The sequence below is a fragment of the Mesorhizobium sp. Primo-A genome, from assembly GCF_003997175.1.
Lineage (GTDB): Bacteria > Pseudomonadota > Alphaproteobacteria > Rhizobiales > Rhizobiaceae > Mesorhizobium > Mesorhizobium ciceri.
The window spans coordinates 171,436-197,057 of record NZ_RZTG01000013.1; the positions used below are offsets into that span (position 1 = coordinate 171,436).

The following is a 25,622-nucleotide window of genomic DNA, read 5'->3' on the forward strand; positions in this document are numbered from 1 at the left end:
GCCGTCGCATTCCGTGCAGGCCCCGTCTTTCCGGGGCAGCCACCCCGATGGGTTCCCTGCGGGCAGCAGTGCCCGTTTGACGCATACCATTTGGAGCAGTCGAAAACCCTGCCGCTGCCATGACAGCGCGGGCATTCCATATTCGATGAAATCATACCAATTCTTGCCCAACCCAAACGCACTCGCCCCATGCCGCAAGTAACAGGAATCATTGCGCTTTCAAGCACATTGCCCTGACTTAAATTGGGGGGATCGACGGATGGCCGGCATCGATGGCGAACTATCATTGCGCCGTAATTGAGTTGCTCGTGAAAATCTTGCTCGTCACAAGCCGGGTTGGGCATTGGTCGGCACCAGCAGGCTGCGCCGCCTTGTCCGGTTCCTTGTCGGCAGTGACAGCGACTGCGTCGCCGGGCTGCGCGTTGGCGGCCTGTGTGGCCGTGGACGCGAAGAGGACCGTCTGAGTGATGAGAGCCGAAACCGCGGCAACCTGAACCAGCACGGCGGCAAGGGCGATCTTCTTGAGCATGCGAGAAAACGCTCTTTGGCGCTCCCGGTTCCCCCATTCAGGTTTTCGGCTTGCTGCGGGAACAAGGGACCGGCAGTGCGGTTAACTCGATTATGCCGAGCAAGATCAAAGAACCACCATCGAAGCCCGAACCGGAGAAGCTACCTGTCCGACGTCGGGACAAAGAAGCCCCGCCAGAGCTTGAACATGTCGACCCGCCACCACGAGATGTGCGAGAGGCACCGGCACCCAACCCGAACGGTGACAAGAGATGAAATCCTGATGAGATCGCCGTGAAGAGATCGCCGTGATCGAAGCGCGCTGCATAGCGGCGCCAGGTCAAGTTGAGGATCAACCTGCGGCTGCCTGCGGTTTTCCAGACATGCCATAGATCAGCCCCTATGGGCGACCTGACCGTCTCAACGCTTTGAAGAATTTGGCTCCCCGGGCCGGACAAGTTCGTTAAATCGAACCGGGAAAAAATAAGCCAGAAAACCCTTTAACTGCAATCGCTTATGCGACTTCTTCCCCAAAGCGTCGACCGCCTTGGTGTATCTCAAGGGGTAGCAGCGGTGTATCTCTCAGTCAAGCGGAATGACGTTCCTTGGTGATTACTGAGATTGCAAATCAACGTCGCTCCTGCAGGGCCACTACGCCGTCAGCTACCCGGAAGTACGTTGTCAGCAGGGGAGAGATGGTCCGGAAGGCGTTCGCTTGTCCAGCAAGGCCCTCGACCACACTCGACATCTGCCGTGTCACGTTGGCGAAACTCCTGTAGACATCCTTCAGGCTCTTTGATTCGGGGATCACTGCAGAGAGGCCACCTGGTCCCCTGAGTTCAGTCAGGTATGCAAATTGCTGCTGCGAGAGTTCCTCATTAGGGAGAAAGGGAAGCACAGCTTCCATTTTGTTGGCTGCGTCTGCAAATAGCTGGGCGGCTTGTTGGAACTGCTCTCTACCAGCCCCAAGACCGGCGGCCCCCTCTCTCTCTCGAAGCCCTTCGATGACCTTCGCAACGCCGTCGAGTGCAGTGGCACTTGCTTCCCGGGACCGTTGTGTCGCTTCGGCGCTGCCGACGAGGACGTTGCCGAACTCTCCGGCGTGCACCCCTGCACAGAGTGCCAGATAGATTAGCACCAGAGCTATGAGCCTATTTTTTGCCACACCATGTCCTTCTCATTTCCTCATAGTCGTCTGTTATTCTCTTCTCCTTAAGAAGCTCGTCCCATGCGGTAGCCACCGGAGCCTTGTCGAGCAAATCGCAAAAATCCTTGCCGAAAGCAGCGCCTATCTTCTGGTTGATTCCGCCAGCGTGAAGTTGCCTGAAGACCGATAGATAGAAATTCAGCATTTGCCAGAGGTCGGTTTTGGCTTCCTCCTTCTTCCCTGCGGGCAATGTGCCCATAATCAGGGGCCGAACATTTCCTCGCGAGATGATTTCACTAATAATCTCCCGGGCATCATGCTGGATGGTGTACGTGTTTGAGGCTTGCAGCGAATGGTTTGCTGAGGACAACTGGTAGATCGTCAGCCAAAATCCGATGACGGCCACTGCGACACCTAGGATCGCCGATCCTGCTTGAATAGCGTCACTGTTGGTCTTGAGCCATTTGCACATTTCCCGCCTCCCAACGGATACCCTACCTCAAGGAGCGTTGAGATGGATAGTCAGGTCCGAGGTAATACATCGCAATACCATTCGGACCCGGGTGCGGACCGAACAAGCAACCACATTCATGAATACACAAGCCCTGAGTGGCTTGGGCTCCCCGCAATGGCGAGCTGACCCCTCCGGTTGCTAGCGTAGATGCCGGGGGCTGTCGGCGAGGAGACGCAAGGCCCCTGGGCGATTGGTTGTGGAGACGCGCGCGGCGCGGCGGGCTTGGGCTCTGAAAATCCCAACCCCGACACACCTCTTGGGGCGATGCATCGGGGGTAGGAAAGGTGCTGCTATGGTTACTCGCTGTAAGCCGAACCGTCTCTGCGGGCCGCTGCTATGGCTTGGGCATGCCCGTGGAAGACGTGCCATTCACCTTTGGCCGCAGCCCTGCGCAGTGCCGGGTAGTCGGCCTCATCGACATGCTCGAAGTACGTCGCCAGTGTCAGCCCATGCTGCCGCAGCACGTTCCTATCGAGGTGCTGAGTAAATGCAGTTTCGACAACAGCCGCTTCCACCTCGTCAATGCCGTAGCCTTCGCCGGTAAGGATTTCTCCGGTCTCGACATAGGCGTCCACGATGAATTGCTGCTGGGCCTCGCTATGGGTGTCCCTGAAGCGATCAAGGCTCTGATCGGCCATGCGCACAAACTCGGCATGTTGCTTCTCTTCCTTCTCGTCGTCGGTCAATTCCTCAGTGTCGTTGGTCTCGTCGGTCTTCCCATCCACGGTAGGCAACGGAGCGGCATCAACCGCCCCGTCACTCTCGGCCTCCGTGGCTACCTGAAAGAATAGCCGTATGGGACCAGAGCCGCGTTCACTGCGGCGACGTAATCGCCCTGGCTGATCTCCCCGCGAGCCGCCATGTCCTTGGCTTGCTGGGGTCCTAACTGGATGCCGCCAACGGTCACCGCAAGCTGATCCACAAGGGCCTGCGGTGCGGAGCCGTTCATGGGCTTTGCTGCCGCAATCTGCGCCTTCTGGCCATCGGTCATGGCCTGCCCGGTATTGACGATCCCCATTCGCTTTGCCTGAAGCTGTTGATTGGCCCGCAAGCCGGCTTCCGTCTGCTGGGCGATACGCTCTTGGAGAGCCGCCTCCTGCCGGTCCTTCTCGGATTGCGCATGATCACGCCGCATCTGAGCCACCCGGTTTTCAAGGGTCTGTCGGTCTCGCGCTTCCTGAGCGCGGATGTCAGTTGAGCCGGTGGTGATGAGGCCGCTGGCCTTGTTGAAATCGTTCATGTCGTTCATTCCTTCAAATCTGGTCGTGGTTGATCGACCCGGCGCGTCAGTGCTCCGGGTGCGGGTTGGGCTTGATGATGCTGGGTGGATCAGCGCCGTGGCGTGAAGCCGTAGGTCATCGTCTGCGCGCCTTCAGGACGCGCGCTAGGTGTGGCTGGGGTGACTGGACGGGAACGGCCGGCGCTGACTCCGGTGGGCCCTCCCCGTGGCGCTGAGCGGGTCGGCCGCAGCGACACCTCGGCGACCCTCCGGGCAACCGCCACGGCTTCCAAATCGGGGTAGCCGTAGACCTCAAAGCACCGCTCGGCAGCCTCTTGGAAACTGCCCGTCCAGTCGATGCCGACTTCTGTCAGCCTCCGGTCAAGCTCTGAGACGCGCTCCCAGTTGTCTGCCTTCAGCCACTCGACCAAGGCAAGGGCTGCCTCACGGTTCGGGTAGGTCGAAACCCAATCCCGCTTGATTTGGTCAGGGCTCAAAGCGGGCATTCCGGTCGTTGCGCCACCTAAGCGGGCCGTGCTTCACGATCAGCGGCAGGTGGTCATGGAAGGTCTCCCCATGCTCGCTACCTGGCGTAGACGCCTCCAGCATATCAATGACGCTGGACTCCCGGTCTCGTGCCGGATGCCGAACCGGCAGCCTGTTGAGCCAGTCCAGCACGCCTTGCTCAACATGTCCGAGAAGGCTCCCTTTCGCCCCGACCATCCGCCTCAGTTCCAAGTTCAGCATTGACCGACTGGTGATGTATGCGCGGTCGATCCATTTGCCGGTCGGCTCCGCTCCCCGCCTCCGGGTTCGTTTTATTTCAGCTGCCTGAATGATCCATTCACGGTCGGTCTCGACAACGCGGATTGCCGGGGTGATCTGGCGGGTTGTCTCAGCCATTGGCTGTCCCCTTCACCAGACGGGCGGCCTCTCGCTTCATCTTCCGCACCTCGGCAACGCGAGCCTTGTTGCGGTGATACCATTCCCGGCTGATCTGCTTAGCGCGCTCTGGGTTCGCTGCTCGCCATTCTCGACCGTGTATTCGCCATGCAATGCGGTCGGCCTCAGTCGACATGATAGGGGTCGGCTCCTGTGGTGATGTTCATTGTGATCCTTTCGGGTAAGTGTTGGTGGTGACATTCGAAGGCCTCCCTTAAAGGGACGCCTCAGGTTGACGTGGAAGGGTGAAGACCTGTGGAGGGAGATCATCAGTCATCCAAGCATCAGGTGGACAGACTTCATGCGTCCTTTGGAGTTCCCTCTGGCTATGGCCTTGGAACAAGGGAAACCCAGAGAATAGACCAAAGCTGTGAGCGAAGCAGTACTGAGGGTGATCAGGTACTCAGGAGACATATTCCATGGTCTTCGGAGCGAAGCGACCAATGACATCCTGATATAAGGGTGTCTCTAGGGTTTCTCTGTTACAGAGGGTTTTCTAGAGGGTGTGTCTTATGTCCCTGAGCAACTCAGGAGAACCTTGGTGTTATCTTCGGATAAACCTATCGACGATAGGAACCCGAAGGGGCTGACCAAGGTAACACCCGAAGTGAAGGTCCCTGAGTGGAAGCCCTATAGTAGGTAGTCAACCATTCATGTCATTGTTAGCGTTGTGAAATCAGGTTTGGCCGACTTCCTAACTTCCGGGTTCGTTTCGGTTTGAACAATCTCCTGATAGCGGCAGCATGCTTCGATACCGCCTGCTTGGAGATGCCCAGCAGTCTGGCAATCTCAGCCTGTGACCATCCGTCCACGATGTAGAAAGCGACCCTCTCGCGGGTGCTTGCCCCGATGCCCTCGGCTGTCCACGGATCGAAGCCGAGAAGATCAGCGACCACGGGAGCCTTACCCGCCTTCAGGTGAGCCCAGACATCGAACGGAGCGCGCCCGCGCTTGGTCACCTCATGGTGCTGTACACGGCCCCGCCAAGCCATCCGCTCGCGTTCAGCTTCCAGAGCCTCGCATGGGCGCGACAGGTGAGACCGAACAGCACGGTCGGTGATCCCCAGCACCTTCGCTGATGCGGGCTGTGAGAAGCCCTCAGCACATAGGACGAGGGTGGCCTTATGGTTGAACTCTGGCGCACGTTCAGTGTCCTTGCGGGTGGCCTCTTGGTAGCGTTGGGTTGTCCACCGGGGGCCTTTCCTTTGAAATGCCTCAACCTCGGCAGTCCAGTGATCCGAGACCTCGGAGAAATCCGCCTCGACGGGACGGAAGACGGTCATGTTGGCTCCTTTCGTGGTGCTTCATACAAAATAATTGACGGGTGATTTCATACAAAATCGGAGGACAGATAGAGGGACACACGCGCCTCACCAAAGCTGCCCCGACAAGCGCCACATCCTGTCTCCCGGAAGAGCCGAACAGGGCAACAGGCGGTCGCAACAGGGGAGAACTGCACGGGGCAGCTTGGGTGAAGAGCGTTGGGTAGTGCTAGTGGAGGGGGTATTCGCCTTCACCGTGCTAGTGGTGGGGGTATGGGGTCTAATCGCCCCGTGGTCCTAGTGGTCACCCTATCGCCTTCATAGTGCTAGTGGTGTCCCTATGGGGCCGCTTTCACAGTGCTAGTGGGGGCCTTATCGCCCTCGTAGTGCTAGTGGTCACCCTATTTGCGCCTTCGTAGGGCTAGTGGGCTGACTGCCACCCTCCTGTGCTAGTGGGTGGGGTAATCGCCTCCCTATTCAGCACTCGCTCCATACTTTATGGAAACGTCAGGCCAACACGGCCAGCACCTTCTGGACCGCTGAAGGTGAACACCCGGCTTCCTTGGCAATCTGCCTCACAGAGCGCCCCTCGGCCTTCAGGGCCTTGATCCGATCATGGTCGAGCGTCACGGGCCTGCCAGTCTTCCACGGCTCGCCTTGGGCTTCTGCCTTGGCCTTCGCCTTGGCGATGCCTTCCATCTGCCGCTCCTTACGAAGCGCCGTCTCAAACTCTGCAATGCTGGCGAGGATGCCGAACACGAGCTTGCCAGTTCGGGTGGTCGTGTCCAGCGAGGCGTCATCTAACACCTTGAAGCCGACACCCTTCTTATCGAGGTCCCTGACGATCTGGTGGAGGTGTGCCGCCGATCTTGCCAGCCGGTCCACCTTGGTCACCACAAACACGTCACCGTCACGGGCAAACTCCAGCGCCTTCTCAAGCTCCGGCCTCGTCTCGTCCAAGCCGGACCTCTTCTCGCTGAAGACCTTCTCGGCCCCGGCAGACGTGAGCTTCTCAAGCTGGGTGTCGAGGTCTTGTCCGGTCGAGCTAACACGGGCGTATCCGATGATCATGTGCACTTTCCTCTAAGAGTGTTGGTGAACATCACTTAGTGGACGATAAGTGTACATGTCAAGCGGCATGTTCACAAAGGTATAGGTTTGTGGACGGAAAAGAATGGGTCGCCGCCGTAACGCGCGGAGCTAGGGGCCGATCAAGGGTGCCGAAAGGGTTTCTTTAGGGTGAGACCTAGGCGCACATGGTAGCGGCGCGCAGTGTCATCCCTCACGATCATGCGAGCTTCGGCAAGAGCGGCGCGCGCTCGAACCATGTTAACACGGGTCTCAACGAGGGTGTGGCGAAGCGCGCCGGATAAGACGATTTGGAAGCATGGGTCAGCGATCATCGGGCACCCTACACCCTTGTGTCCGACAAATACACCGATTGCCGGACAAGTGGCGAAACATAGCGCACCCTTCCGGCTACCTGTCGGCGCCCTTTGGCGCACCCTTGGCACCCTCCCAATGCATCGAAGGGATATCATATCCTTTGGCAAGCCTTGGATTGCATGGTGTTGCGCGTTGCATGTGGGGAATTGTGTGGGAGAACGCCCGCGATCACGCGCGCATCACGTCCCACGCGGGCGCGGATCAATGACGGCCGGGAGGCACCCCCACGGGGGGACGGCGCGCGTGCCAGTTGTCCGATCACCCGCTCACATTTTACTATCAAATATTCCGACCTCCTAATGGAACCAATTGTCTGACAATACGTTGAGCGCCGTTAAACGGAGCTTTTGTCACACAATAATTTAGGGGTTTAGGGGACAGCTTCATGGCCAAGCGCGACAAAGCCGGTCACAAGACCGTGGCCGACCACCTTCGTGAATCGATACGCAACGGGGACAATCGTCGAGACATACAGAAGGCCTTCGGCCTGACGGTTGACCCTGAGCTACCCCCAACACTAGCCTCGCTTCTTGATGCAATCGATCAAGCCCAAAAGGCTGCCACCCAAGAGGTCCCAGATGGCCCAGCAGCGGTACGACCTCAAGAAGGAACCGAATGGGACCTGGACGGTGTTCGACGTGTTCACCGGGCAGCCGGCTGAGCCTGATGGTCATCCAGCCACAGGTCTCGACATGGAGTATGCCGACGATCTGGTCGACCTTTTGAATGCTGCAGACCTGAAACGTAGGGTCGACCGAGGTGACTTCTGATGGCTCTCCATTGGTTCAACCCTCCGGTCTACGTGAGGTCCGATAGGGTCGGCATCACGGCAGGCATCAGTCACGTTGAGGGGGCGGCCGAGGAACTCATGAAGTGGCCCAGGAAGGGGCCGAAGTGGAACAAGGCGGTGCAGGCCTGCATCGACGCGTTCGAGGACCGGGCGTCACCAGAGGACGTTCGGCAAGCATTCGAGGAAGCTGCCGAGGAAGAAGGGATGTTGCGTCGTCAGTGACGCCAGACCTTGACCGCTGAAATCACCAAGATGGCAGCCAGCAGGGGCAGCAGCACACCGCTCGGCACAAATCCAAGCATCTGCCCGCCCAGGAACGTCCCGACAACCGAGCCGCAGGCCATGACCAATACGAACGCGATGTTGCGTCGGATGACTGAGAAGCTCTGGTCGCGGCTGTAGCGAGCGAACCCGACAATCATGGTCGGCAAGCTCACGGCAAGCGAGAGACTGCCGGCGAGCTTAATGTCGGCCCCGAACAACAGTATCAGCGTTGGGATCAGCAGTTCGCCACCAGCGACCCCGAGCAGCGCCGCAACGATGCCTATGATGAACCCAGCGAAGACCCCTGCGATCAACTGTGCTGGACCGCTGAGCAAGGCACTGTTGGCATGAGCGTTATGGCCGAACAACAGCACCCCTGCGATGAGGAAGAGTATGATCGAGATGGTCTTGTAGAGGGTCTCAGCTCGAAGGCGGGTCGCCCATCCGGCCCCGAGCCAGGCACCTATTAGGCTTCCAGCCAGGAGGTTCGCTATGATCGGCCAATGTGAAGCGATCTCCCCGAACGGGACTGTCTGAGCCCTGAACGGCAACGCGGTTGCCACCACGATCAGGCTCATGGCCTTGTTCAGGATCACGGCCTCCAGCGCACCAAAGTTGAACAGGCCGATCAGCAGCGGCAATCTGAACTCAGCGCCGCCGAGACCTACGAGACCGCCAAGCGCCCCGATAACCATTCCGCCTCCGAACGCGAGCGGCTTGCTGGGTGACGCCTGGGCGATTGGCAGCGGCTCATCGGTCATTGCGTTGTACTCCGTGGGAAACAACGCTGTAGGCCATCTTGGCTTGGACTACTAGGTACCTGATCCCCCTAAGCCACACCTGGGAGAACGTCAGGGGGGGCCTAGAGGGGAGCCTTGACGGAAGGCGATTAGGTCGTCGGTGTTCCAGATAGGCCTCTCCGAGGTGCAACTTTCCGCCCGGTGCGTACGCCTATTCACACCCAACCGCCTGCGCAGTATTGTAAGGCAGGCGTGAGGTATCGGATTGGAGACCGAGGACGACCTGAAGTCCCGTGTCGAGGCTGTGCTTACTCGCGGCCGTCTTACCCTATGGCAGCGGCAATTCCTGCTCGACATGCACGTCCGGCTGGCGAAGTACGGCCCACGCACACGGCTAAGCCCAAAGCAGTTTGCGAAGCTCTATGAGATAATAGGCTCCGCGCCATCGAGCAACTTCGAGCGGAGCCAAACAGCCCCATACCGTCCCACTTCGTCGCCGCATTGGGAGCCACGGCGACCAGGCAGCCGGGTCGCTAGGGAGGTGAGATACTTGGCGGCGCGGTTCACCAGAGCCTTCGGTTTCGCGCTGGCGCTGATCGTCGGTTCGCTGATCTACTCATACGTCGAGAAGGGCGAGCACATCTCTTGGCCCACCATGCCGTCCTTCGCGAGATCAGGCACGGGAGACCGGGCGCCGCTCGCAAGCTCGCAGTTCACTATCACCGACGGCGACACCATTCGCCTCAACGGTTCCGACAAGGGGACCCGGCTGGTGGGCTTCAATGCGCCTGAGAGCATCCAGCCGAGGTGCGACGCTGAGGCAGACCTTGGTCAGCGAGCAAAGGCGCGCCTCAAAGAGTTGGTGGCTGCGGCGAAGCTGGAGCTGAAGATGGTTCCATGTTCCTGCCCGGCAGGCACTGAGGGCACCGGCAAGTGCAACTACGGGCGAAGTTGCGGCTCTCTCTTTGCCGATGGCCAGGATGTGGGCGACATATTGGTGTCAGAGGGGCTGGCTGTACCGTTCGTCTGTGGCTCTACAAGCTGTCCGCCGACGCCACGCCCTTGGTGTGGGTAGGCTGCGCTTAAAACCCCCACACTGCCAACGCCTTCTCGGCACCCGCCGATCTTCCTTGATCCTGAGAACGGCCTGTCACCGGGCAGCCTGCTGATGCATGGAGGTGGCCGGCTGAACACCTCGACCACCCGTACGCTGAGGATTTGGCAGCGATCATGAGCAGTGATGCGGCTCTATCAATGAAAGGACGATGAGCTCACGAAGCTCAGGGCACATAGCCCATGAGTTTGGCAAGCGCGATAGCGGTAGTTCCGATGGCAACTGCTGCTGTCGAAATTCCCGATATCTTCTTCGCCCCGTCCTCGACTTTGCCAAGGACGTCGACCGCTTTCTTCAATTTATCGGGTGTGGGCTCTATTTGGGCCGCCTTCACGTGTTCAAGCGCATGCTCCTTAAGCTCGGGGGCAACGCCGGAGTCGTGTATGGCTTTGATCGCCTTGGAAAGCTCGGCCTGGATCAGCTCTATCGTTTGCGGCTGGTAATTAACATTGATCTCCCCCGTGTTCGTCGCATCGCCACCCATTGAAACAGCTCCGGCATTAATGCCGCCAGATATATTCGTGGTATTGTTGGTCACGTTAATGCTCCTGAATAAGTCGTCGGAACCGTCGAATGATATACGCATGAGCTTGCTGTAGAGTTCGGTCTTGGCGGCGTGTCCTTCGATCCTCCGACGCAGGAGAGAGTTTTGCGCCTCTCTTTCGTAGAAGTCGAGCACAGTACATTCATATGTTGGCGACCGATCCGCATGGCGCACCATGTGGTCCATGAGTGTATGAGCAATCTCACTGTCCGCCTCGGTCATGAACCAATCGTGCGCCAAAGCCTCGAGCCCGTCGTAATAGGTATCCTTTAGCCCGATAGCCAAAGCGAGGCGGACCTCAGCCTCATCGTCGCCGGCGCCGTTGGCAATGTAATCCTGGTGATCGGCAGCGTTAGCGTGCATGGCGATCGCGCGATACATCCAGCCACGTACATTTGGTGGCCTGCTCTCCACCGAACTGAGCGGGATACCCAGATCGTCAATAGATAGGTTGTCGTTCTCGGCCACGGCCCAAACGGTATACTGGACGACAATATCGTCGTCGTAAGCGCCGAGCGCTTTGACGATTTCGGAATTACTGTGCCGTGGATGAAAGAGATTGTGAGGGGCTCTGTTCAAGCCGACAACGATTAAGCCAAGTTTGAGGACGTCCGCCGACGCCTTCTCAATGTCGACCGGAATGCCCGTCAGGTCCAGTTTTGTATGTTCCACATGCTGCAGGGCCGCAAGGACTCGCATTTGCGGGTCGAAGAGATCGAGATCGTCTATCGCTTTGGTCGCGTCTCGCTTCATCCTGTAAATCGCGGCGATGGCTGCCGCTGCAGTCTGCGGGTCGGAACTAAATTCCTTGAAAACTCCCATCACACATTCGAGGCTGACAGCCGCCGTTCCGCATCTCGCCAATGCATTCAAGGCCCAACGCCTCAGCTTTTCGTCCGATTTTCGGGTGTAAAGAATGCCGACGATTGATTGCTGAACGCCAAGAAGTTCGCTTTGGACGATCCGATAGCCAAGTCTGTATATTCGGCAAATATATTGTAGTGCACGCTTCGTTCGCGCAGAGTCTGACGTTTCCAGCTGCGACTTCACATACGCAACGCTTGGCCCCGATAAGATGAGCGACGATGATGCCAAGTTTTCAGCCGGCTGACAGGTTTCGATCCGTTGTCAGTAACACGTATCGTGACCATGGGTCGAAATCATCGACGTTATTCACAGGAGTGCGCAAGTCGAGCCAAGTCAGGTCGTTCAACGCCAGTCGCCGCCGTTCAGGATGAAACCAGTGTGGGCATTCGAACGAAATAATCGCGAGCAGTTCATTCTGCCCCTCACCATGCGAAACCCACATAAAATACCTTAGGTGAGCAGCAAGCCGGTTGACACTGGCCGGCGTTCTAATCTCGGGAACATCGAGGTCAACTTTTGCTGCTTGGACACCCGAGTCCACAATTCCGAAGTCGTCATTGAACAATGTCCGTTGCTCAAGATGAACGAGAGTCGAAAATCCAACTGAACGTCTCGCCATGAATGCATCACGGTCATCGCGGTAGCGGCCGAGCCTGTAGCTCAGGACCTCGCGGTCGCGGCGCACCGACACAAAAGACCAAAGAAAGACGCTGCTGGGTCGCTTTGCCTTTGGATTGTCGTAACGGTAGCGGTTCGAGCGTAGCAGGCCGAATACTATTTCCGGTTCAATTGGTCTGCCGACTTCCGCGATCAGGGCAAGGTCGCTAACGTCAACTGCGAGAGCAGGCCCGCGCAATAGTTCGCGCATGCGGCGTCGAGTAGCGATCGGTTGCCTGTGGTCCTCGGGAATGGTGTCGTCAGTGAGGAACTCCCTAAGGAAAAAGCGCCCTGGCTTTGTCCTAAAGAAAAGGCTGTTGTCGCGATGAGAGATGATGTCTTCGCTCAACCTAGCTCCGAGCGTCTTATGCTGCGTCCGTCCGTGCAAGTGGGTTGGCACGTAGCCGAGGCGATAGGCAGCAGCCAACATCGCGCGGGGACTCAAGGGTCTCCGTTCGATCCGAAGGATAGACTCAGCGATCGCTAGGTAAGCATCCAAATGTCGCGTCCACGTTGATGATTTTCAAGGATTGGAACGTTAGTCCTCCAGCTCCTTGCATACAAGGCGACGGTCCGCGTACCTTTACGAAAGCCGACGATATTCTCCGCTTCACCTCAGGCCGCGCCTCGCCGCTGCCATTACCGTCCCGTTCCTGAGGGCGGCCTAAGGCAGGAGCGGAGGGGTATGGGATAGCGAACCACCGGGTCGAACCGCCGGGATCGAAGTCTATGGACGGCTCAAAGTTCCCCAACATGTCCCGCAAAGCCGGCTCGGATGGCCTCTTGCGACGTGGCGATATTGTAGAGGTTGCACATAGTTTCTAATACCCGTGCCAGATCATTGAGGCGTCAATCAGTTCTTTGACCATAAATCGAACCTTTCACAGTTGGCGCTTGAAATGGCGCTTCAACTGGATCTTACTTGTGACGGGCAGGGTAGGGTAGCCAGTTATGCGTTCAGTTTTGAGAGTTTTAGCTGTTGCGTCAATTATCGCGGCCGCAACATGGTCGGCCAAGGCTCTGGAATACAAGCCGGTATCGTCGTCGGGCGAACTTCCGTTTCTCATCGTCTCCGGTGAATTTGGGGTCAACGAACCTCTGAATGAGTTTAGCCGCGCTGTCACAAGCAGTGGGGCTAGAGTGGTCGTATTCGACTCGCAGGGGGGTAGTATCGGAAGTGCAATGCAACTTGGACGTATGATCCGGGCAGCCGGCCTTGACACGCTTCAAGTCCGGCAGTTGCAGTGCGCGTCGGCTTGCTCCTTGGCTTTCATGGGTGGCGTTCGCCGTGTTGCCGATCCGGGCTCTATTGGTGTTCACCGCTCATCCTTCGCCCCAGAGAGCGGGATGTCTACCGACGAGGCTGTGGCGAACGTTCAAGCCGTAACTGCCGATATCATGTCCTACATGTCCGAGATGGGCGTGGACCCCAAGTTGATGGCCGTAGCATTGAGTTACGACAGGTCTGATATGCGATATCTCTCCGCCAGTGAGATGGCTGAACTGCGCGTAACCAACATTTCCACCACGCCGCCGTCCGTTGACACGTCGCGTGTGTCGCCAATGCCCACTCCGGCCCCGGCTGAAGCCAGCGCAGACGAGCGGCAGCTAGAGAGCGCGGCGGTAGCATTTATCAAGGGGCTCATCGAGCACCATGGCGACAACGCAGATTTGGCGATCGCTCAGGTTCAAAATTCGTATGCTGGCATCGTCGATTATTACGGAAAGCCAACGGACCTAAGCTCGATCATCGCCGACAAGAGAAGCTATTTCCAACGATGGCCGGAACGGGGATACAATCTCCACGACGAGAGCGTCATAGTCACCTGTGCCAATGAGCGATGCATGGTGTCGGGCACTTACGACTGGGTCGTCCGCAGCCTGCCAAGGCACAAGCAGGCAAAAGGTGTGGCGCGGTTCAGCTACACGATTGCGATTGGGCAGATCCCCAAGATCATCGCTGAGACCAGCAAAGTTATGCGCTAGCGCAGTACAACGTCCGCGAGGGGAAGCGACGACTATCTTAGCCAACCGCAGCGAAGGCCTTCTCCGTCGCCTCAGTTGCAACCCTAAGCCGCCCCTCTTCGCCACCGTAGTTGTCCCCAGCGCCGCCCCCTGAGTGGCCCATGATCGACCGCTTGAGCTTCTCGGGGACCCAAGCGATCACCAGCAAGTCCTCCATTCGGTGGCGCAACGAGTGAGCGGCCCCAGGCAGAACCGGACTGGATCAGAGCGAGTTAGCCTTCTCAAGCGCCCGTCTGGCCATCTCAAGTCTTGCCTCGTCGCCACCGTAGTCCTCCCCAACGCTGCCTGAGGAATGGCCCAGAACAATGTCTTGGTCCGACTTCGTGACGCCGGCCAAGCGTAGGCGATCCTTCATGAGGTGGCGAAGCGAGTGGGTGGTAGCCTTCGGGTCCGTTACACAAGCCCGAACGTGCTTTCCCAAAGCAGCAGACGCTGAGGACGCACCCTTGGGCCTGCCGTAGGTTGGGAACAGCATCGCCGCGTTGCCCGCCGCAGCTTTGGCTTCTGTTGCAGCGTCCAATGCGTCCCCGATCAAGGGCACGTTACGGCGCGACACTGCATTCTTAATGCGGCGGTCGTCATGCCACTCGACCGTGATGTGCGGGATGGCATGTTCGAGATGCACGTCTGCGACCCGCAGACCCGAGACCTCGGCGAGGCGACATCCAGTCCCTTTAAGAATGCGCCAGATGTGCTGGAGGTCGGTCTTGGCGTGTGACACAAGGCGGCCCGAGATGGCGGCAGCCTCATCAAGGGTGAAGGGCCGGCGTTTGTCTTTATCAGGCTCTGCCTTGTCCTTGGGCGCGGCCTCCAAGTTCATGAAGGGATTGGTGACCCCGGTGAGGTCAAATTCTCTGATGGCGTGGTTGATCATCGCACGGACCACATTCAAGTAGCGGTCCACGGACGACGCTTTGCGGCCATCGAGCATGTGGTCCCTGACCTCTTTGGCGTCTTCCCGCTTGAGGTTGCTTAGTGTCCTGTCCTTGCCAAGCGCCGCGCTGACGAGCTTGAACACTCGCTCAAGCTCCATCTTCTTTGTTTCGTCGGTGCCAACCTTCTCTTTGAGGTACAGCCTCCTGGCATCTTCCAAGGTCGGGGCATGGCGCTGTTGATTTTGACCAAGGACAAGGGCGTGGATCAGGGCGCGGTCCGCCGACTCTATGCCAACGGGATTGCCTCGGTCGTCCACTGGATATTTCTCAGCAATCTGCTCCGCGATCAGCTCCCGAGCTAGCGCCTCGGGGTCATCCTCGTCCTCTGGACCGGTCCATTCGGGGTCGAGACTGAGCGCGCGAAGGCGTGTGCGGTTCAGCCTATGGTGCTCAAAGTCGGTCAAGGTGGGGGTGCCAACCAAGCTGCCTAGGGTTTGCGCATCGTGCGGCCGCGACCAAAGGCGCAACTGCTGCTCTGCCTGGGCATGCACCTTGGGGTAGGCCTTCAGTGCTTGATGTTCGGTCGCCCCGAGCGGGACCAGGATTTCCAACTTGCCCGCAGCGGCCTGGAGCTTCTTCGGAATTTTCCGCCGATAACGCCAGCCGGCGACGCCTCGTTTCTGTATGTGCTTCACGTCAATCTTCATAGCTCAGTGTACCCCGCAGTGTATCGCGCGGTGTATCTCTGGGGAAGCGGAAACCCTTGTAGTCCTTGGGTTTCAAGACTTTTCTGGATTAAGTGGCTCCCCGGGCCGGAGCCATGTCAAATATAATATTAGATAAAATCAGTAATTTAACGGGTTTCTGTATCGCAATTTGTATAGCAATATGGTTAGCAAAGTTCGGTCTCTCTCAGGGTTAGATTTTGAATCCAGTTGCAAACTCTATGGGCCTGTTTGAGCCCGTTGGCCTTCCGGATTGGAGGTGGCCCCAGATGCCTGCCTACAATGGCTTCACTCATGAGGAGCGAGTTCGCGGCTGGCAATTGATACACCACTTCACCGACAAGGGCTTGCTGCAAAAGCCCCAGCGTTGCTCGATCTCGGGCTCCACAGAGAGCCTTCAAACCCACTGCGAGAACTACTATTCTCCATGGTCGCCATATCCGATTAGCCGGCCAATTCACACGGCCTTGCATCGCCGGTTCCGGCAACCTGATCCTTGGAACCGGATCGTAGATAGATACGCCGTAACTGGAGAGGAGTGGTTTTGTGCCCTCGCCACGCAGCCATTTGACTTGGCCGCGATGCTACGTGCCCAGCAGGGGGCTCATATCGTCGACGTTTTCCGAAGAGCGCCTTTCCCTCCGAACAATATTGCCGGTGTCCAGCGCAGCTAACACGGCCGGCCACGACCCTATCGCGAAGCGTGGGGTTGGTATGCAAATAGTTTGTGCCTACTAAGATTCACAAGGGTCTAAGAAATTCATCTCATGCACGTTGCTCGCTCGCTGTCAGCGTCAATCCGGCTGTCTTGGAGATCGCGCACCAGCGCAAAGATCTTGGCGGTATCCATGAGTTCAACGAGATTGACGCGGCGCTCGCCGCTTTCGATGTCTGCAAAGAATGGCTGATCGCTGCCGAGGACTTAGGCGACTTTTTTGCCCTTGCTAGCGCCGCTGCAATCATTCTGTGGCATTCGGAGTGAACCGACTCCAGTGATCAACCCGGCGCTTGTCTGAATCAATCCATCCTGTTCATATGGCCCGCGATTCTCGGGTGGGCACCCAATGACCAACTATACACACTATCACAGCAAATATTTCGCCAACCGTATCATGCTGGAGGGCCGATCCGACGAAGCCTTCGCCAAGTCTCTTTCCACCGCTCGCGTCGACATGAAGCCGCATCAGGTCGAAGCCGCACGCTTCGCGCTGCATTCTCCGCTGTCAAAAGGGGTGATCCTTGCCGATGAGGTCGGGCTTGGCAAAACGATCGAAGCCTGTTTGGTCATCGCGCAGAAATGGGCCGAGCGCCGCCGCAGCATCCTACTCATCGTCCCCGCATCGCTGCGCACCCAGTGGCAGCAGGAGCTTCAGGAAAAGTTCTCGCTCCCGAGCGTCATCCTGGACTCGAAGACCTACAAGGAAACGGTCAAAGCTGGACACCACCATCCTTTTGAAAATCCCGCTGCGATCGTAATCACGTCGTATCAGTACGCCGCTAGCAAATCAGATGACGTTCACCGGGTCGGTTGGGATGTGGTTATCATCGATGAGGCTCACAGGCTCCGCAACGTTTACAAGAAAGGTGGTTCGGCGCAGGCGAAGAAGCTGCGGGATGCTCTTGCGTCGCGGCTGAAGGTCTTGTTGACGGCCACGCCGTTGCAAAACTCCTTGATGGAACTATTCGGGCTAGTTTCCGTCATCGACGACAATTTCTTTGGCGACGAGCATGCGTTCCGGACGATGTACGGCCGAGCGGCCGACCGGATCGCCTTGCAGAGCCTACGGCGACGATTGGCTCCGCTCTACAAGCGGCACTTGCGCCGCGACGTGCAGGCGGCAGGACATGTAAACTATACCAACCGACTCGCGGTCACATTCGATTTCGAACCGCATGACACCGAAGCGCGGCTGTACGAGGGTGTTTCCGCTTACCTCCAGAATCCGGAATCCATCGCGTTCGGCTCCAAGCCGAACCAACTCGTTTTGATCGGCGCGCGCAAGACGCTCGGTTCGTCCGTCGCTGCCATCACCATGTTTCTGGAAAATGTCATTGGCAGGCTTCGGAAGAACCAAGTGGCCGATGAGAGCGTCGTTGAAGACATCGACGACACGGCGGAGGTCGGCGAGGAAATCGCGGACGACGCTATGTTGGCTGCGGAGAATGGTCAGGGCGAAAAAGACGACGAGGGCGACGCATCGTCCGATGCCATCGATCCGAAGAAACTGGCCGCCGAGATAGCAGAGCTTGACGGCTACCTTGCCCTTGCTCGTTCCATCGGCTCTAACTCGAAAGGCGACAAGCTTCTTAGCCAGCTTCCGGGCGTGCTCGACGAAGTGGTCGCGCGTGGCGGCAAGCGAAAAGCTGTCATCTTCACCGAGTCCGTCCGTACACAGCGCTACCTTGCTGAAATCCTGTCGCAGAGCGGGTATGACGGGCAGATCGTGCTGATGAATGGTAGCAACAGCGACAAGGAGAGCCAGAAGGTTTACGCGGCCTGGAAGAAGGAGAAGGAAGGCACGGACGCTGTCTCCGGTTCGAAAAGCGCGGACATGAAGTCGGCCATCGTGAGCGCCTTCAAGTCGGACGACAAGTCGATTCTCATCGCGACGGAATCCGGCGCGGAAGGCATCAACCTGCAATTCTGTTCCCTGATCATCAACTTCGACCTGCCTTGGAATCCCCAGCGCATAGAGCAGCGCATTGGCCGTTGTCATCGTTACGGCCAGAAGATCGACGTAACAGTCGTGAACATGCTGAACCTGAAAAACCAGGCGGAAAAACGGATTCACGATCTTCTAAAATTCAAGTTCAACCTGTTCGACGGCCTGTTCGGGGCGAGCGATCAGGTTCTCGGCTCTATCGAATCTGGCATCGATTTCGAAAGGAAGGTCTTGGCCGTAGTCCAAAGTTGCCGGACAGAAGCGCAGGTAGACGAGGCGTTCAAGAAGCTCGAATCCGAGCTTGAAGAGCAGATCAAAGCCGATATGGCCGAGACCCGCCAGCAACTGTTCGACCTGTTCGACGCGTCGATCGTGGACATGCTCCGGCAGCGGGGAACGGAAATCGAACGCACCATGTCCGATTTCGAGCGCCGCCTATGGTTGCTGGCGCGCGCCGAGCTTCCGGAAGCGAAATTCCACACCGACGGAATTGCCCGGTTCGATCATGACGGGAAAACGTGGTCGACCGCTTGGCCCCAAGCGGACGAGCAAGGTTGGCAATTTTTTCGTTTGGGAGACGGAACACTGGCCGATCGCCTGGTCGAGGTTGCCCGCACACGCGACCTACCGGAAACGAAACTTGCCTTCGACTACAAGGTCTACCGAGCCGACGGCCAGCCCCGGCTTTCCGACCTTGAGCACGTCGGCGGCAAGAGTGGCTGGCTGAAGGTTTCACTTTTGAAGGCGGAGACCGCAATGGGATCGCGTGATAGCATTGTCATTGCGGCCGTGACGGACGACGGGCAGGTGCTGGCCTCCGAAACGGCCGAGCGCTTGTTCCAGATACCCGCATCCATCGCGGCGATTGATGCCGAATATCCGGCCAACCGCATGGCCGGGATCGACAGGGAAGCGTTGGGCGCTGCGCAAAAATCCGCCGAGGACGAAAACCGGAAATGGCTCGAAGAGGAAACCGTCAAGCTTGAAGCCTATGCCGAGGATCTCGAAAAATCGAATGACATACGTGTCAGGGAACTGGACCTGGAGGCGCGCAACGCCCGGCGGGCACTTCGGGCCAATCAGGCGATTCCGCTAGTCGAGAAGGTAGCGGAAGAACGCCGGATCAAGAAGCTTGAAGGCGAGCGGGATGACCTCAAAATGTCGACCTTCCAGACGCTCCGCGAAATCCGGAAGGAGGTCGACAGCAAACTCGACGAGGTCGCCGCGAAGCTGGCGATTACGCCCAAGGTAACACCATTGCTGACGGTGAGGTGGGAGGTGCTATCGGGGGGCAGCAGCCTATGGATGTCTTAGTCCAAAGTGCTGGAACGGCAGAAACGCTTGGCAATGCAGTCAGAGCATGGAGTGAACATCGCCCGTGTACAGGGTTCTGGGTAGCCGCAGCCTACGCCACTGTCTCGGGAGTTCGTGAATTGCTTGGCGCATTAACGATGATGGATGCGCCTGAAACGCATTGGCTCGTGGGGCTAGATGACTATATCACCCAACCCGGAGCTCTCAGGTTGATTCAATCTCTTCCTGGAGCGCAAATTCGCGTTGCAGGCCTCTCAAGCAAAGATGCGAGGTTCCATCCCAAGCTGTATTTTTTCAAGTCAACATCGAAGGAAGAGACCAACCTCCTAGTTGTCGGTTCGGCCAATCTGACTCGTGCTGCTCTCCGTAAGAATTGCGAGGCCAACGCAATTGGCACTGGAGGCAAGAATTCTACTGAAGCCTTTGATGCGGCTTGGTCGCAGTTGTGGAGCATCGGCGAGGAGCTTACAGCGGAGAAATTGAGCGAATACGAGCAAACCTATCTAAAGATTCGACCGCTCCGAGACGCTATCGCGCGACTGACCACAGGCAAGAATGAGAAAGAGCCTCCTGTAAAGAAAGCTTTAGATTCCGACCAAACCGAAGTAGATCCAGCGCTCGCCACAACGTGCTGGATTGAGGGTGGCAATATCACGTTGATGGGAAAGGAGCTTGAGTTTAAAGCGGAGCAAGCGCTTTTCTTTGGGCTTTCCTCAAACGGCGGAGAGGATTCATATTTCAATTTCAAAACCTCGGCAGGGACTGTCGCTAAACTCAAAATGCGGTATCAGCAGAATCACATGTGGCGACTTCAACTGAACGATGAAGTTCCTGAGGTGAAAGTCGGGCTCAGACCGAAAAATCCAGATGGCAGTTTGGGCAGGTCACCGTATGTCGCCGTATTTGAACGGACAAAAATTGGAGGCACCTTCGTACTCGGGTTCCTTCATTTGGAGTCCAAAGAATTTTCTAGGTTGAAACGTCAATCTGAAAGATATGGGGCGACTGGTAGCACCATCGCGCGGCAATACGGATGGTTTTAACGTCGGAAAAATGATGAACGGATCAAAAAAACTAGAACTAACTTGGGTTGGAAAAGGCTCATCGCCTTCGATCGAACCACGTATTCTGGTTCCAGATGATGATTTCTCGCATATCGCAAGCGAGAAGAAGACTGGGGATCTTTATGCGAACTCTCTGATTCAGGCCGATAATCTATTAGCGCTTAAATCCCTCCAAGACGAGATCGGAGGTATGGTGAAGTGCATTTTTATTGACCCTCCGTATAATACCGGATCTGCATTTGAGCAATACCAGGATGGTGTTGAGCATTCTCTTTGGCTAAATTTACTAAACGATCGAATTAAGCTTCTCTACAATCTATTGGAGCCAACCGGTTCCTTCTGGGTGAGCGTTGATGACAACGAAGCGCATTATCTGAAAGTTATGTGCGACGAGGTGTTTGGTAGAGGTAATTTTATCGCGAATGTAGTCTGGCAGAAAAAGTATACCGTTTCCAACGACGCTAAGTATTTCAGCGACAACCACGATCATATTTTGGTGTACGCAAAAGAGCGAGAACGTTGGTCCCCCAATCGCCTGCCCCGCTCTGATGAAATGAATGCACGATATTCAAATCCGGACAATCATCCGAAAGGTCCATGGAAGGCTACACCACTGCACGCGAAGAGCGGCAGCGCGAAGGCAAAAGGATTCAGCTTTCAGTTCAAGAATGGGTTCGTTTGGCGGCCCCCTTCAGGAACCTTTCCAAGATTCTCTGAAGAGTCGTTGCGACGGATGGACGAGAACAGCGAGATTTGGTTTGGACAAGGCGGCACTTCACAGCCATCACGAAAGACCTTTCTTTCGGAGTTGTCGAATACGGGAACCCCACCGCTGACAGTGTGGCTAAGTTCAGATGTCGGGCATAATCATGAGGCCAAAACCGAGGTAAAGGCATTCAATCCGGATGATGTCTTCGCCACTCCAAAACCCGAGCGCTTGCTTCAGCGGATTCTTCACATTGCCACTAGTCCCGGTGATCTCGTCCTCGATTCATTCGCAGGGTCCGGGACCACGGGGGCAGTCGCGCACAAAATGGGCCGTCGTTGGATCATGGTCGAGTTGGGCAACCATGCTGTCACCCACATTGTCCCGAGGCTGAGGAAAGTCATAGATGGCGATGATCCTGGCGGCATAACGGCAGCGACCGGATGGGAAGGCGGAGGCGGGTTTCGGTTCTATCGCCTTGCGCCGTCGCTTCTGGAAAAAGACCGTTTCGGCAATTGGGTTATATCCAAGGAATACAATGCTGCCATGCTAGCCGAGGCGCTCTGCAAGCATCTAGGCTTCACCTATGCGCCCAGCCAAGACCCGGCCGAATACTGGCGGCACGGGTACTCGACCGAAAGCGATTTCGTATTCGTGACGACCCAGTCGCTGACCTATGACGCGCTGAAAAAGCTATCGGAGGAAGTCGGATCCAAGCGCAGCCTGCTGGTTTGCTGCAAGGCCTTTAACGCGAAGGAAGACAGTTTTCCGAACCTGACGGTGAAGAAGATTCCTCATTCAATCCTCGCGAAGTGCGAATGGGGTCGAGACGACTATTCGCTAAAAATTGCGAACCTGCCGGAGAAGGTGGATTTCGATGAGGTGGCGGAGCCGGACGCGTCGAAGCGCGGCAAAGCCGCAGCGGCAGCCTTGCCGCTTTTTGACAATGCGGAGGATGAGGCATGACCTCCCAACGGCTGCTTCAGCAGATAAAGGCTCGCCTTTCACTGCGCACGCCCCAGGCTGAGGCGCTCGACATCTTGGCGGACGTGCTCAACACCATCGAATTTTCCAAGGGCGCTGATCCCGTCGTCGCACTTGACGCAATCAAGGCGACCTATGCCACGGTGACGGATTTCGAGCGCGATTTCCCGTCGCTCTGTTTCGCGCTTGCGACAGGGGTCGGCAAGACGCGCCTCATGGGCGCTTTCATTGCCTATCTCTATCTCTCAGGACGGTCGAAGCACTTCTTTATCCTCGCACCGAACACCACTATTTACGACAAGCTCGTCGACGATTTCAGTCGGCAGAACTCCTCAAAATACGTATTCCGGGGCATCGCTGAATTCGCGCAGCTTCCGCCCATAGTCGAGACCGGGGACAACTGGGAACGCGGCTACGCCGTGCGTGGCGACCTTCTGGGCCAGACCGCTATCGTGTTCATCTTCAACATCGACAAGGTGAACAAGGAGCAGGGGCGCATCCGTAAGCTCCATGAATATATCGGCGAGTCCTATTTCGAGTACCTGTCGGCCCTTCCGGACCTTGTCCTCTTGATGGACGAAGCGCACCGCTATCGCGCCAAGGCGGGCATGAACGCCATTGCCGAACTGAAACCTGTTATCGGCCTCGAATTGACGGCGACACCACGTTCGGTTGGAGCCAAATCGGTTGCGTTCAAGAACGTGGTTCTCGATTACCCGCTTGGACAGGCGATGGCCGAGGGCTATGTGAAAGACCCGGCCGTCGCCACTCGCGAAGGGTTTCGCGTCGACAGCATCACGCCGGAACAGCTTGAACGGATGAAGCTTGAGGACGGGATTCACTGCCATGAAAACACTAAGGCAGAGCTAGCGATCTATGCACAACAGACCGGGCGCAAGCTTGTCCATCCCTTCATGTTGGTCGTGGCGCAAGACACCACGCACGCCAGCGAAATCCGGCGATACCTGGAATCGGATGGTTTCTTTCGGGGGCGCTACCAGGGTCGCGTGATCGAGGTTCATTCCGGAACGCGCGCGGAGGAGACTGAAGAGGCGACCGAGAAGCTTGTCGCACTGGAGCATGATGCGACGACCGATATCGTCATTCACGTCAACAAACTGAAGGAAGGCTGGGACGTAACCAACCTCTACACGATCGTCCCATTGCGCGCATCGGCTTCCGACATTCTGACGGAGCAGACGCTTGGACGTGGCCTGCGGTTGCCTTATGGCCAGCGCACGGGCGTGGAAGCCGTCGATCGCTTGACCGTCATCGCGCATGACAGGTTCGACGACGTAATCAAGGCAGCGCGCGATCCGGACTCGCTCATCTCGATTAGGAAGACCGTCATTGTCGGCGGCAGCGGCGACGTGTCGAATCTCGGCGCGCATGTGGTCGAAGCTCCTTCGAATGTTGAAACGATGCTTACCGGAAAAGCGGGAGCGTTTGAGGAATCCGAACAAACGTCTTACGTCTTCGAGACCCAGGAAGAGCGTGAGGTAGCGAAAGTCGCTTGGGATGTGATCCAGCGCGAGTTCGAACGCCGGATCAAGACCGGGATCGAAAAACTCGACACGCCAGAGATACAGGCTGAAATCACCAGCATCGTGAAGGCGGTCATGGCACCTGAACAGCGATGGTTCGAAAGTTTCGAACGAAAAACCGATGTCGCAGCGACCGTCGCTAAAGTCACGAAACAGATCGTCATGCACACGATTTCGATTCCCGAAATCGTCGTGCTGCCGACGACGCAGGTAAATTTTGGATTCAAGGATTTCGACCTTTCGAATCTCGAAACAATCGCCAGGCAGCCGCTCTCCGATCAGATCATGGTCCAACGACTCCGCGACGAGACGCGCGCCTTCCTTGCTCGCACGGTGGAAGGCTCGAAGGAAGAACGCTTAGAGAGCTATGTTGTCCGCCATCTCATGGACATGCCAGAGGTCGATTACGACACGCAGAGCGAGCTTCTGTTCAAGCTGGCGGGGCAGATGGTGGCGCGGCTTCAATCATACCTTGCGACCTCCGAGGACGTGGAGAACGTCCTTTTGACGCACGGCAAAGATCTCGCCAGGTTCATTTTCCAGCAGATGATGACGCACTATTGGGAGACCCCGACCGATTACCGAGCTAGCGTCTCAAGGGGTTTCGTCGTGATGAAGCCCCAGGCCTACAACGTCCCCAGCGAGGCATTCGTTCGGGATTTCCGAACGCCAGTCAGCCCGCTCAACCTTACACCAAAATATGTCTTCGAAGGTTTCGCCAAGTGCTGCTATCCGTACCAGAAATTCGACTCCGACACAGAGCGGGAATTCGCGGTCATCGTGGAGGCTGCCAGCGAAGCCGGAGTGTTGCGCTGGATGAAACCCGCAATCGGTCAGTTCAGGATCGAATACGCGTCCGGGCAGTCATACGAGCCGGATTTCGTGGTCGAGACTACCAAGGACAAGTTCATCATTGAGATCAAGGCGAAGAATGAGATGGCCGACCCGATTGTTCAGGCGAAGGCCAAGGCTGCCCGGAAATGGGTGCATCACGCAAATGAGCACGCCAGGGATACGGGCGGAAAGCCGTGGACTTATGTGCTCGTGCCACATGACGCGGTGAAGCCAAGCGCGACGCTGGCCTCGCTGGTTTCGGCCTATTCGCAGGCAGGGGAGCTTGTTTGAGGGCGTGACCAAGGTTTTGAAAAGGCCCGAGGGGGCATCGGTCCAGTGACCAGAATGAATCATGAAAGACCGATCTTCAAACTCCTGGCTGACCTCAAACGCGACAAGAGCAGAACGCCGCCAGAGAGCTTATTAAAACTGGAAAAGAAATATTCTTCGACCTTGCAGAGCAACGATGGCACCAAGCTAAGAGGATCTTCGGAGAAAAAGATCATCCATGAAGTGGCGCTAGGAATTTTCGATCATGTGAAGCGGCACAACGATGTTCGGGTCATTCACTCTCTGCTGAATGCCGTCGAAAAGGAAGTTTACAAATCGGCGATCAGCGAATGGTTTCGCCGTTATGGAAGGGTCGACACGGACGGCACCGGAAAATTCTCTCTATGCAAGGACAAGAATTTTGATCGTCCTTCGGCGGTTCAAAATCCCTTCTGGACGCTCACGCCGATTTTCACAAAGCAGCGGCCGTTCAATTTCGCCCGAGAACTAGAAAAACTCGTCGACAGGGCGACCGAACGGGCAGACAAGCCATCGCCCAGCGATGTTGTTGATCCAATCCTTCTCTCGTAGATAAAGCGGCTGAT

General features: G+C 57.0%; 22 protein-coding genes. 10 read left to right on the top strand and 12 right to left on the bottom strand.

All coding sequences use genetic code 11. From position 1 onward, the window contains the following. Positions 1 to 283 precede the first annotated feature (283 nt). From EOC83_RS24110 to EOC83_RS24145, 8 genes are all read right to left on the bottom strand, one after another. Positions 284 to 529, bottom strand: coding sequence for a hypothetical protein (locus EOC83_RS24110; RefSeq protein WP_063168150.1), 246 nt, complete (start codon positions 527 to 529; stop codon positions 284 to 286). A 606-nt stretch (positions 530 to 1,135) separates the two neighbouring features. Next, entirely contained in the window at positions 1,136 to 1,672 is a 537-nt protein-coding gene (locus EOC83_RS24115; RefSeq protein WP_063168149.1) for a hypothetical protein, read from the bottom strand. Next, on the bottom strand, positions 1,659 to 2,126 hold the full coding sequence (locus EOC83_RS24120) for a hypothetical protein (RefSeq protein ID WP_063168148.1): 468 nt from the start codon (positions 2,124 to 2,126) through the stop codon (positions 1,659 to 1,661). Before EOC83_RS24120 ends, EOC83_RS24115 begins: the two co-directional genes overlap by 14 nt. A gap of 338 nt (positions 2,127 to 2,464) precedes the next feature. After that, a complete protein-coding gene (locus tag EOC83_RS24125) occupies positions 2,465 to 2,854 on the bottom strand; it encodes a hypothetical protein (RefSeq protein ID WP_127224118.1) in 390 nt (129 codons plus the stop codon). An 89-nt stretch (positions 2,855 to 2,943) separates the two neighbouring features. Then, positions 2,944 to 3,408: a hypothetical protein gene (locus EOC83_RS24130; protein WP_127224117.1), complete on the bottom strand. Its 465-nt coding sequence runs from the start codon at positions 3,406 to 3,408 to the stop codon at positions 2,944 to 2,946. A 465-nt stretch (positions 3,409 to 3,873) separates the two neighbouring features. Continuing rightward, positions 3,874 to 4,290 carry a hypothetical protein gene (locus EOC83_RS24135; RefSeq protein WP_063168144.1) on the bottom strand — a complete coding sequence of 139 codons (417 nt, stop codon included), beginning with the start codon at positions 4,288 to 4,290 and terminating at the stop codon, positions 3,874 to 3,876. Positions 4,291 to 4,991: 701 nt separating this feature from the next. Beyond that, positions 4,992 to 5,612 carry a sigma factor-like helix-turn-helix DNA-binding protein gene (locus EOC83_RS24140; RefSeq protein ID WP_063168143.1) on the bottom strand — a complete coding sequence of 207 codons (621 nt, stop codon included), beginning with the start codon at positions 5,610 to 5,612 and terminating at the stop codon, positions 4,992 to 4,994. A 486-nt stretch (positions 5,613 to 6,098) separates the two neighbouring features. Then, positions 6,099 to 6,662: a recombinase family protein gene (locus tag EOC83_RS24145; RefSeq protein ID WP_063168142.1), complete on the bottom strand. Its 564-nt coding sequence runs from the start codon at positions 6,660 to 6,662 to the stop codon at positions 6,099 to 6,101. A gap of 953 nt (positions 6,663 to 7,615) precedes the next feature. Between EOC83_RS24145 and EOC83_RS24150 the strand changes: the two genes are divergently transcribed. Together EOC83_RS24150 and EOC83_RS24155 are read left to right on the top strand one after the other, a co-directional pair. Then, complete coding sequence (locus tag EOC83_RS24150; RefSeq protein WP_063170253.1) at positions 7,616 to 7,807, top strand: hypothetical protein; 192 nt, start codon at positions 7,616 to 7,618, stop codon at positions 7,805 to 7,807. After that, on the top strand, positions 7,807 to 8,049 hold the full coding sequence (locus EOC83_RS24155; RefSeq protein WP_063168141.1) for a DUF982 domain-containing protein: 243 nt from the start codon (positions 7,807 to 7,809) through the stop codon (positions 8,047 to 8,049). Before EOC83_RS24150 ends, EOC83_RS24155 begins: the two co-directional genes overlap by 1 nt. Here EOC83_RS24155 and EOC83_RS24160 read toward each other — a convergent pair. Next, entirely contained in the window at positions 8,043 to 8,852 is an 810-nt protein-coding gene (locus EOC83_RS24160; RefSeq protein WP_063168140.1) for a sulfite exporter TauE/SafE family protein, read from the bottom strand. The two genes, EOC83_RS24155 and EOC83_RS24160, sit on opposite strands and share 7 nt — an antisense overlap. 244 nt (positions 8,853 to 9,096) lie before the next feature. On the opposite strand from EOC83_RS24160, the gene EOC83_RS24165 reads away from it, so the two are divergent. Beyond that, complete coding sequence (locus tag EOC83_RS24165) at positions 9,097 to 9,906, top strand: thermonuclease family protein (RefSeq protein ID WP_181172675.1); 810 nt, start codon at positions 9,097 to 9,099, stop codon at positions 9,904 to 9,906. Between the two features lie 205 nt (positions 9,907 to 10,111). On the opposite strand, the gene EOC83_RS24170 is transcribed toward EOC83_RS24165, so the two are convergent. Together EOC83_RS24170 and EOC83_RS24175 are read right to left on the bottom strand one after the other, a co-directional pair. Beyond that, the gene (locus tag EOC83_RS24170; protein WP_127224116.1) at positions 10,112 to 11,539 is read right to left on the bottom strand and encodes a hypothetical protein; all 1,428 of its coding nucleotides are present in this window, start codon (positions 11,537 to 11,539) and stop codon (positions 10,112 to 10,114) included. A 49-nt stretch (positions 11,540 to 11,588) separates the two neighbouring features. Beyond that, positions 11,589 to 12,362 (bottom strand): hypothetical protein, encoded by a 774-nt coding sequence (locus EOC83_RS24175; RefSeq protein ID WP_342030137.1) that lies wholly within the window; start codon positions 12,360 to 12,362, stop codon positions 11,589 to 11,591. Positions 12,363 to 12,964: 602 nt separating this feature from the next. Here EOC83_RS24175 and EOC83_RS24180 point away from each other — a divergent pair. Further along, entirely contained in the window at positions 12,965 to 13,999 is a 1,035-nt protein-coding gene (locus tag EOC83_RS24180) for a hypothetical protein (RefSeq protein WP_127224115.1), read from the top strand. Between the two features lie 241 nt (positions 14,000 to 14,240). On the opposite strand, the gene EOC83_RS24185 is transcribed toward EOC83_RS24180, so the two are convergent. Continuing rightward, positions 14,241 to 15,620, bottom strand: coding sequence for a tyrosine-type recombinase/integrase (locus EOC83_RS24185; RefSeq protein ID WP_063168136.1), 1,380 nt, complete (start codon positions 15,618 to 15,620; stop codon positions 14,241 to 14,243). 826 nt (positions 15,621 to 16,446) lie between these two features. Between EOC83_RS24185 and EOC83_RS32875 the strand changes: the two genes are divergently transcribed. From EOC83_RS32875 to EOC83_RS24210, 6 genes are all read left to right on the top strand, one after another. Then, positions 16,447 to 16,620, top strand: coding sequence for a hypothetical protein (locus tag EOC83_RS32875; RefSeq protein ID WP_158515786.1), 174 nt, complete (start codon positions 16,447 to 16,449; stop codon positions 16,618 to 16,620). An 82-nt stretch (positions 16,621 to 16,702) separates the two neighbouring features. After that, positions 16,703 to 19,615, top strand: coding sequence for an SNF2-related protein (locus EOC83_RS24190; protein WP_063168134.1), 2,913 nt, complete (start codon positions 16,703 to 16,705; stop codon positions 19,613 to 19,615). Next, complete coding sequence (locus tag EOC83_RS24195) at positions 19,603 to 20,658, top strand: phospholipase D-like domain-containing protein (RefSeq protein ID WP_082826468.1); 1,056 nt, start codon at positions 19,603 to 19,605, stop codon at positions 20,656 to 20,658. Before EOC83_RS24190 ends, EOC83_RS24195 begins: the two co-directional genes overlap by 13 nt. Before the next feature lie 13 nt (positions 20,659 to 20,671). After that, positions 20,672 to 22,351 (top strand): site-specific DNA-methyltransferase, encoded by a 1,680-nt coding sequence (locus EOC83_RS24200; RefSeq protein WP_063168132.1) that lies wholly within the window; start codon positions 20,672 to 20,674, stop codon positions 22,349 to 22,351. Next, positions 22,348 to 25,038: a DEAD/DEAH box helicase family protein gene (locus EOC83_RS24205; protein ID WP_063168131.1), complete on the top strand. Its 2,691-nt coding sequence runs from the start codon at positions 22,348 to 22,350 to the stop codon at positions 25,036 to 25,038. The genes EOC83_RS24200 and EOC83_RS24205 overlap by 4 nt, the downstream gene beginning before the upstream one ends. Before the next feature lie 45 nt (positions 25,039 to 25,083). Further along, complete coding sequence (locus tag EOC83_RS24210) at positions 25,084 to 25,608, top strand: hypothetical protein (protein ID WP_127224114.1); 525 nt, start codon at positions 25,084 to 25,086, stop codon at positions 25,606 to 25,608. Positions 25,609 to 25,622: the final 14 nt, after the last annotated feature.

Bases quoted from the DNA above. Each gene is read 5' to 3' on its own strand.
- EOC83_RS24110 (WP_063168150.1), bottom strand. From the start codon at position 529: ATGCTCAAGAAGATCGCCCTTGCCGCCGTGCTGGTTCAGGTTGCCGCG.
- EOC83_RS24120 (WP_063168148.1), bottom strand. From the start codon at position 2,126: ATGTGCAAATGGCTCAAGACCAACAGTGACGCTATTCAAGCAGGATCG.
- EOC83_RS24130 (WP_127224117.1), bottom strand. From the start codon at position 3,408: ATGAACGATTTCAACAAGGCCAGCGGCCTCATCACCACCGGCTCAACT.
- EOC83_RS24135 (WP_063168144.1), bottom strand. From the start codon at position 4,290: ATGGCTGAGACAACCCGCCAGATCACCCCGGCAATCCGCGTTGTCGAG.
- EOC83_RS24140 (WP_063168143.1), bottom strand. From the start codon at position 5,612: ATGACCGTCTTCCGTCCCGTCGAGGCGGATTTCTCCGAGGTCTCGGAT.
- EOC83_RS24145 (WP_063168142.1), bottom strand. From the start codon at position 6,662: ATGATCATCGGATACGCCCGTGTTAGCTCGACCGGACAAGACCTCGAC.
- EOC83_RS24150 (WP_063170253.1), top strand. From the start codon at position 7,616: ATGGCCCAGCAGCGGTACGACCTCAAGAAGGAACCGAATGGGACCTGG.
- EOC83_RS24155 (WP_063168141.1), top strand. From the start codon at position 7,807: ATGGCTCTCCATTGGTTCAACCCTCCGGTCTACGTGAGGTCCGATAGG.
- EOC83_RS24160 (WP_063168140.1), bottom strand. From the start codon at position 8,852: ATGACCGATGAGCCGCTGCCAATCGCCCAGGCGTCACCCAGCAAGCCG.
- EOC83_RS24180 (WP_127224115.1), top strand. From the start codon at position 12,965: ATGCGTTCAGTTTTGAGAGTTTTAGCTGTTGCGTCAATTATCGCGGCC.
- EOC83_RS24185 (WP_063168136.1), bottom strand. From the start codon at position 15,620: ATGAAGATTGACGTGAAGCACATACAGAAACGAGGCGTCGCCGGCTGG.
- EOC83_RS24190 (WP_063168134.1), top strand. From the start codon at position 16,703: ATGACCAACTATACACACTATCACAGCAAATATTTCGCCAACCGTATC.
- EOC83_RS24195 (WP_082826468.1), top strand. From the start codon at position 19,603: ATGGATGTCTTAGTCCAAAGTGCTGGAACGGCAGAAACGCTTGGCAAT.
- EOC83_RS24200 (WP_063168132.1), top strand. From the start codon at position 20,672: ATGAACGGATCAAAAAAACTAGAACTAACTTGGGTTGGAAAAGGCTCA.
- EOC83_RS24205 (WP_063168131.1), top strand. From the start codon at position 22,348: ATGACCTCCCAACGGCTGCTTCAGCAGATAAAGGCTCGCCTTTCACTG.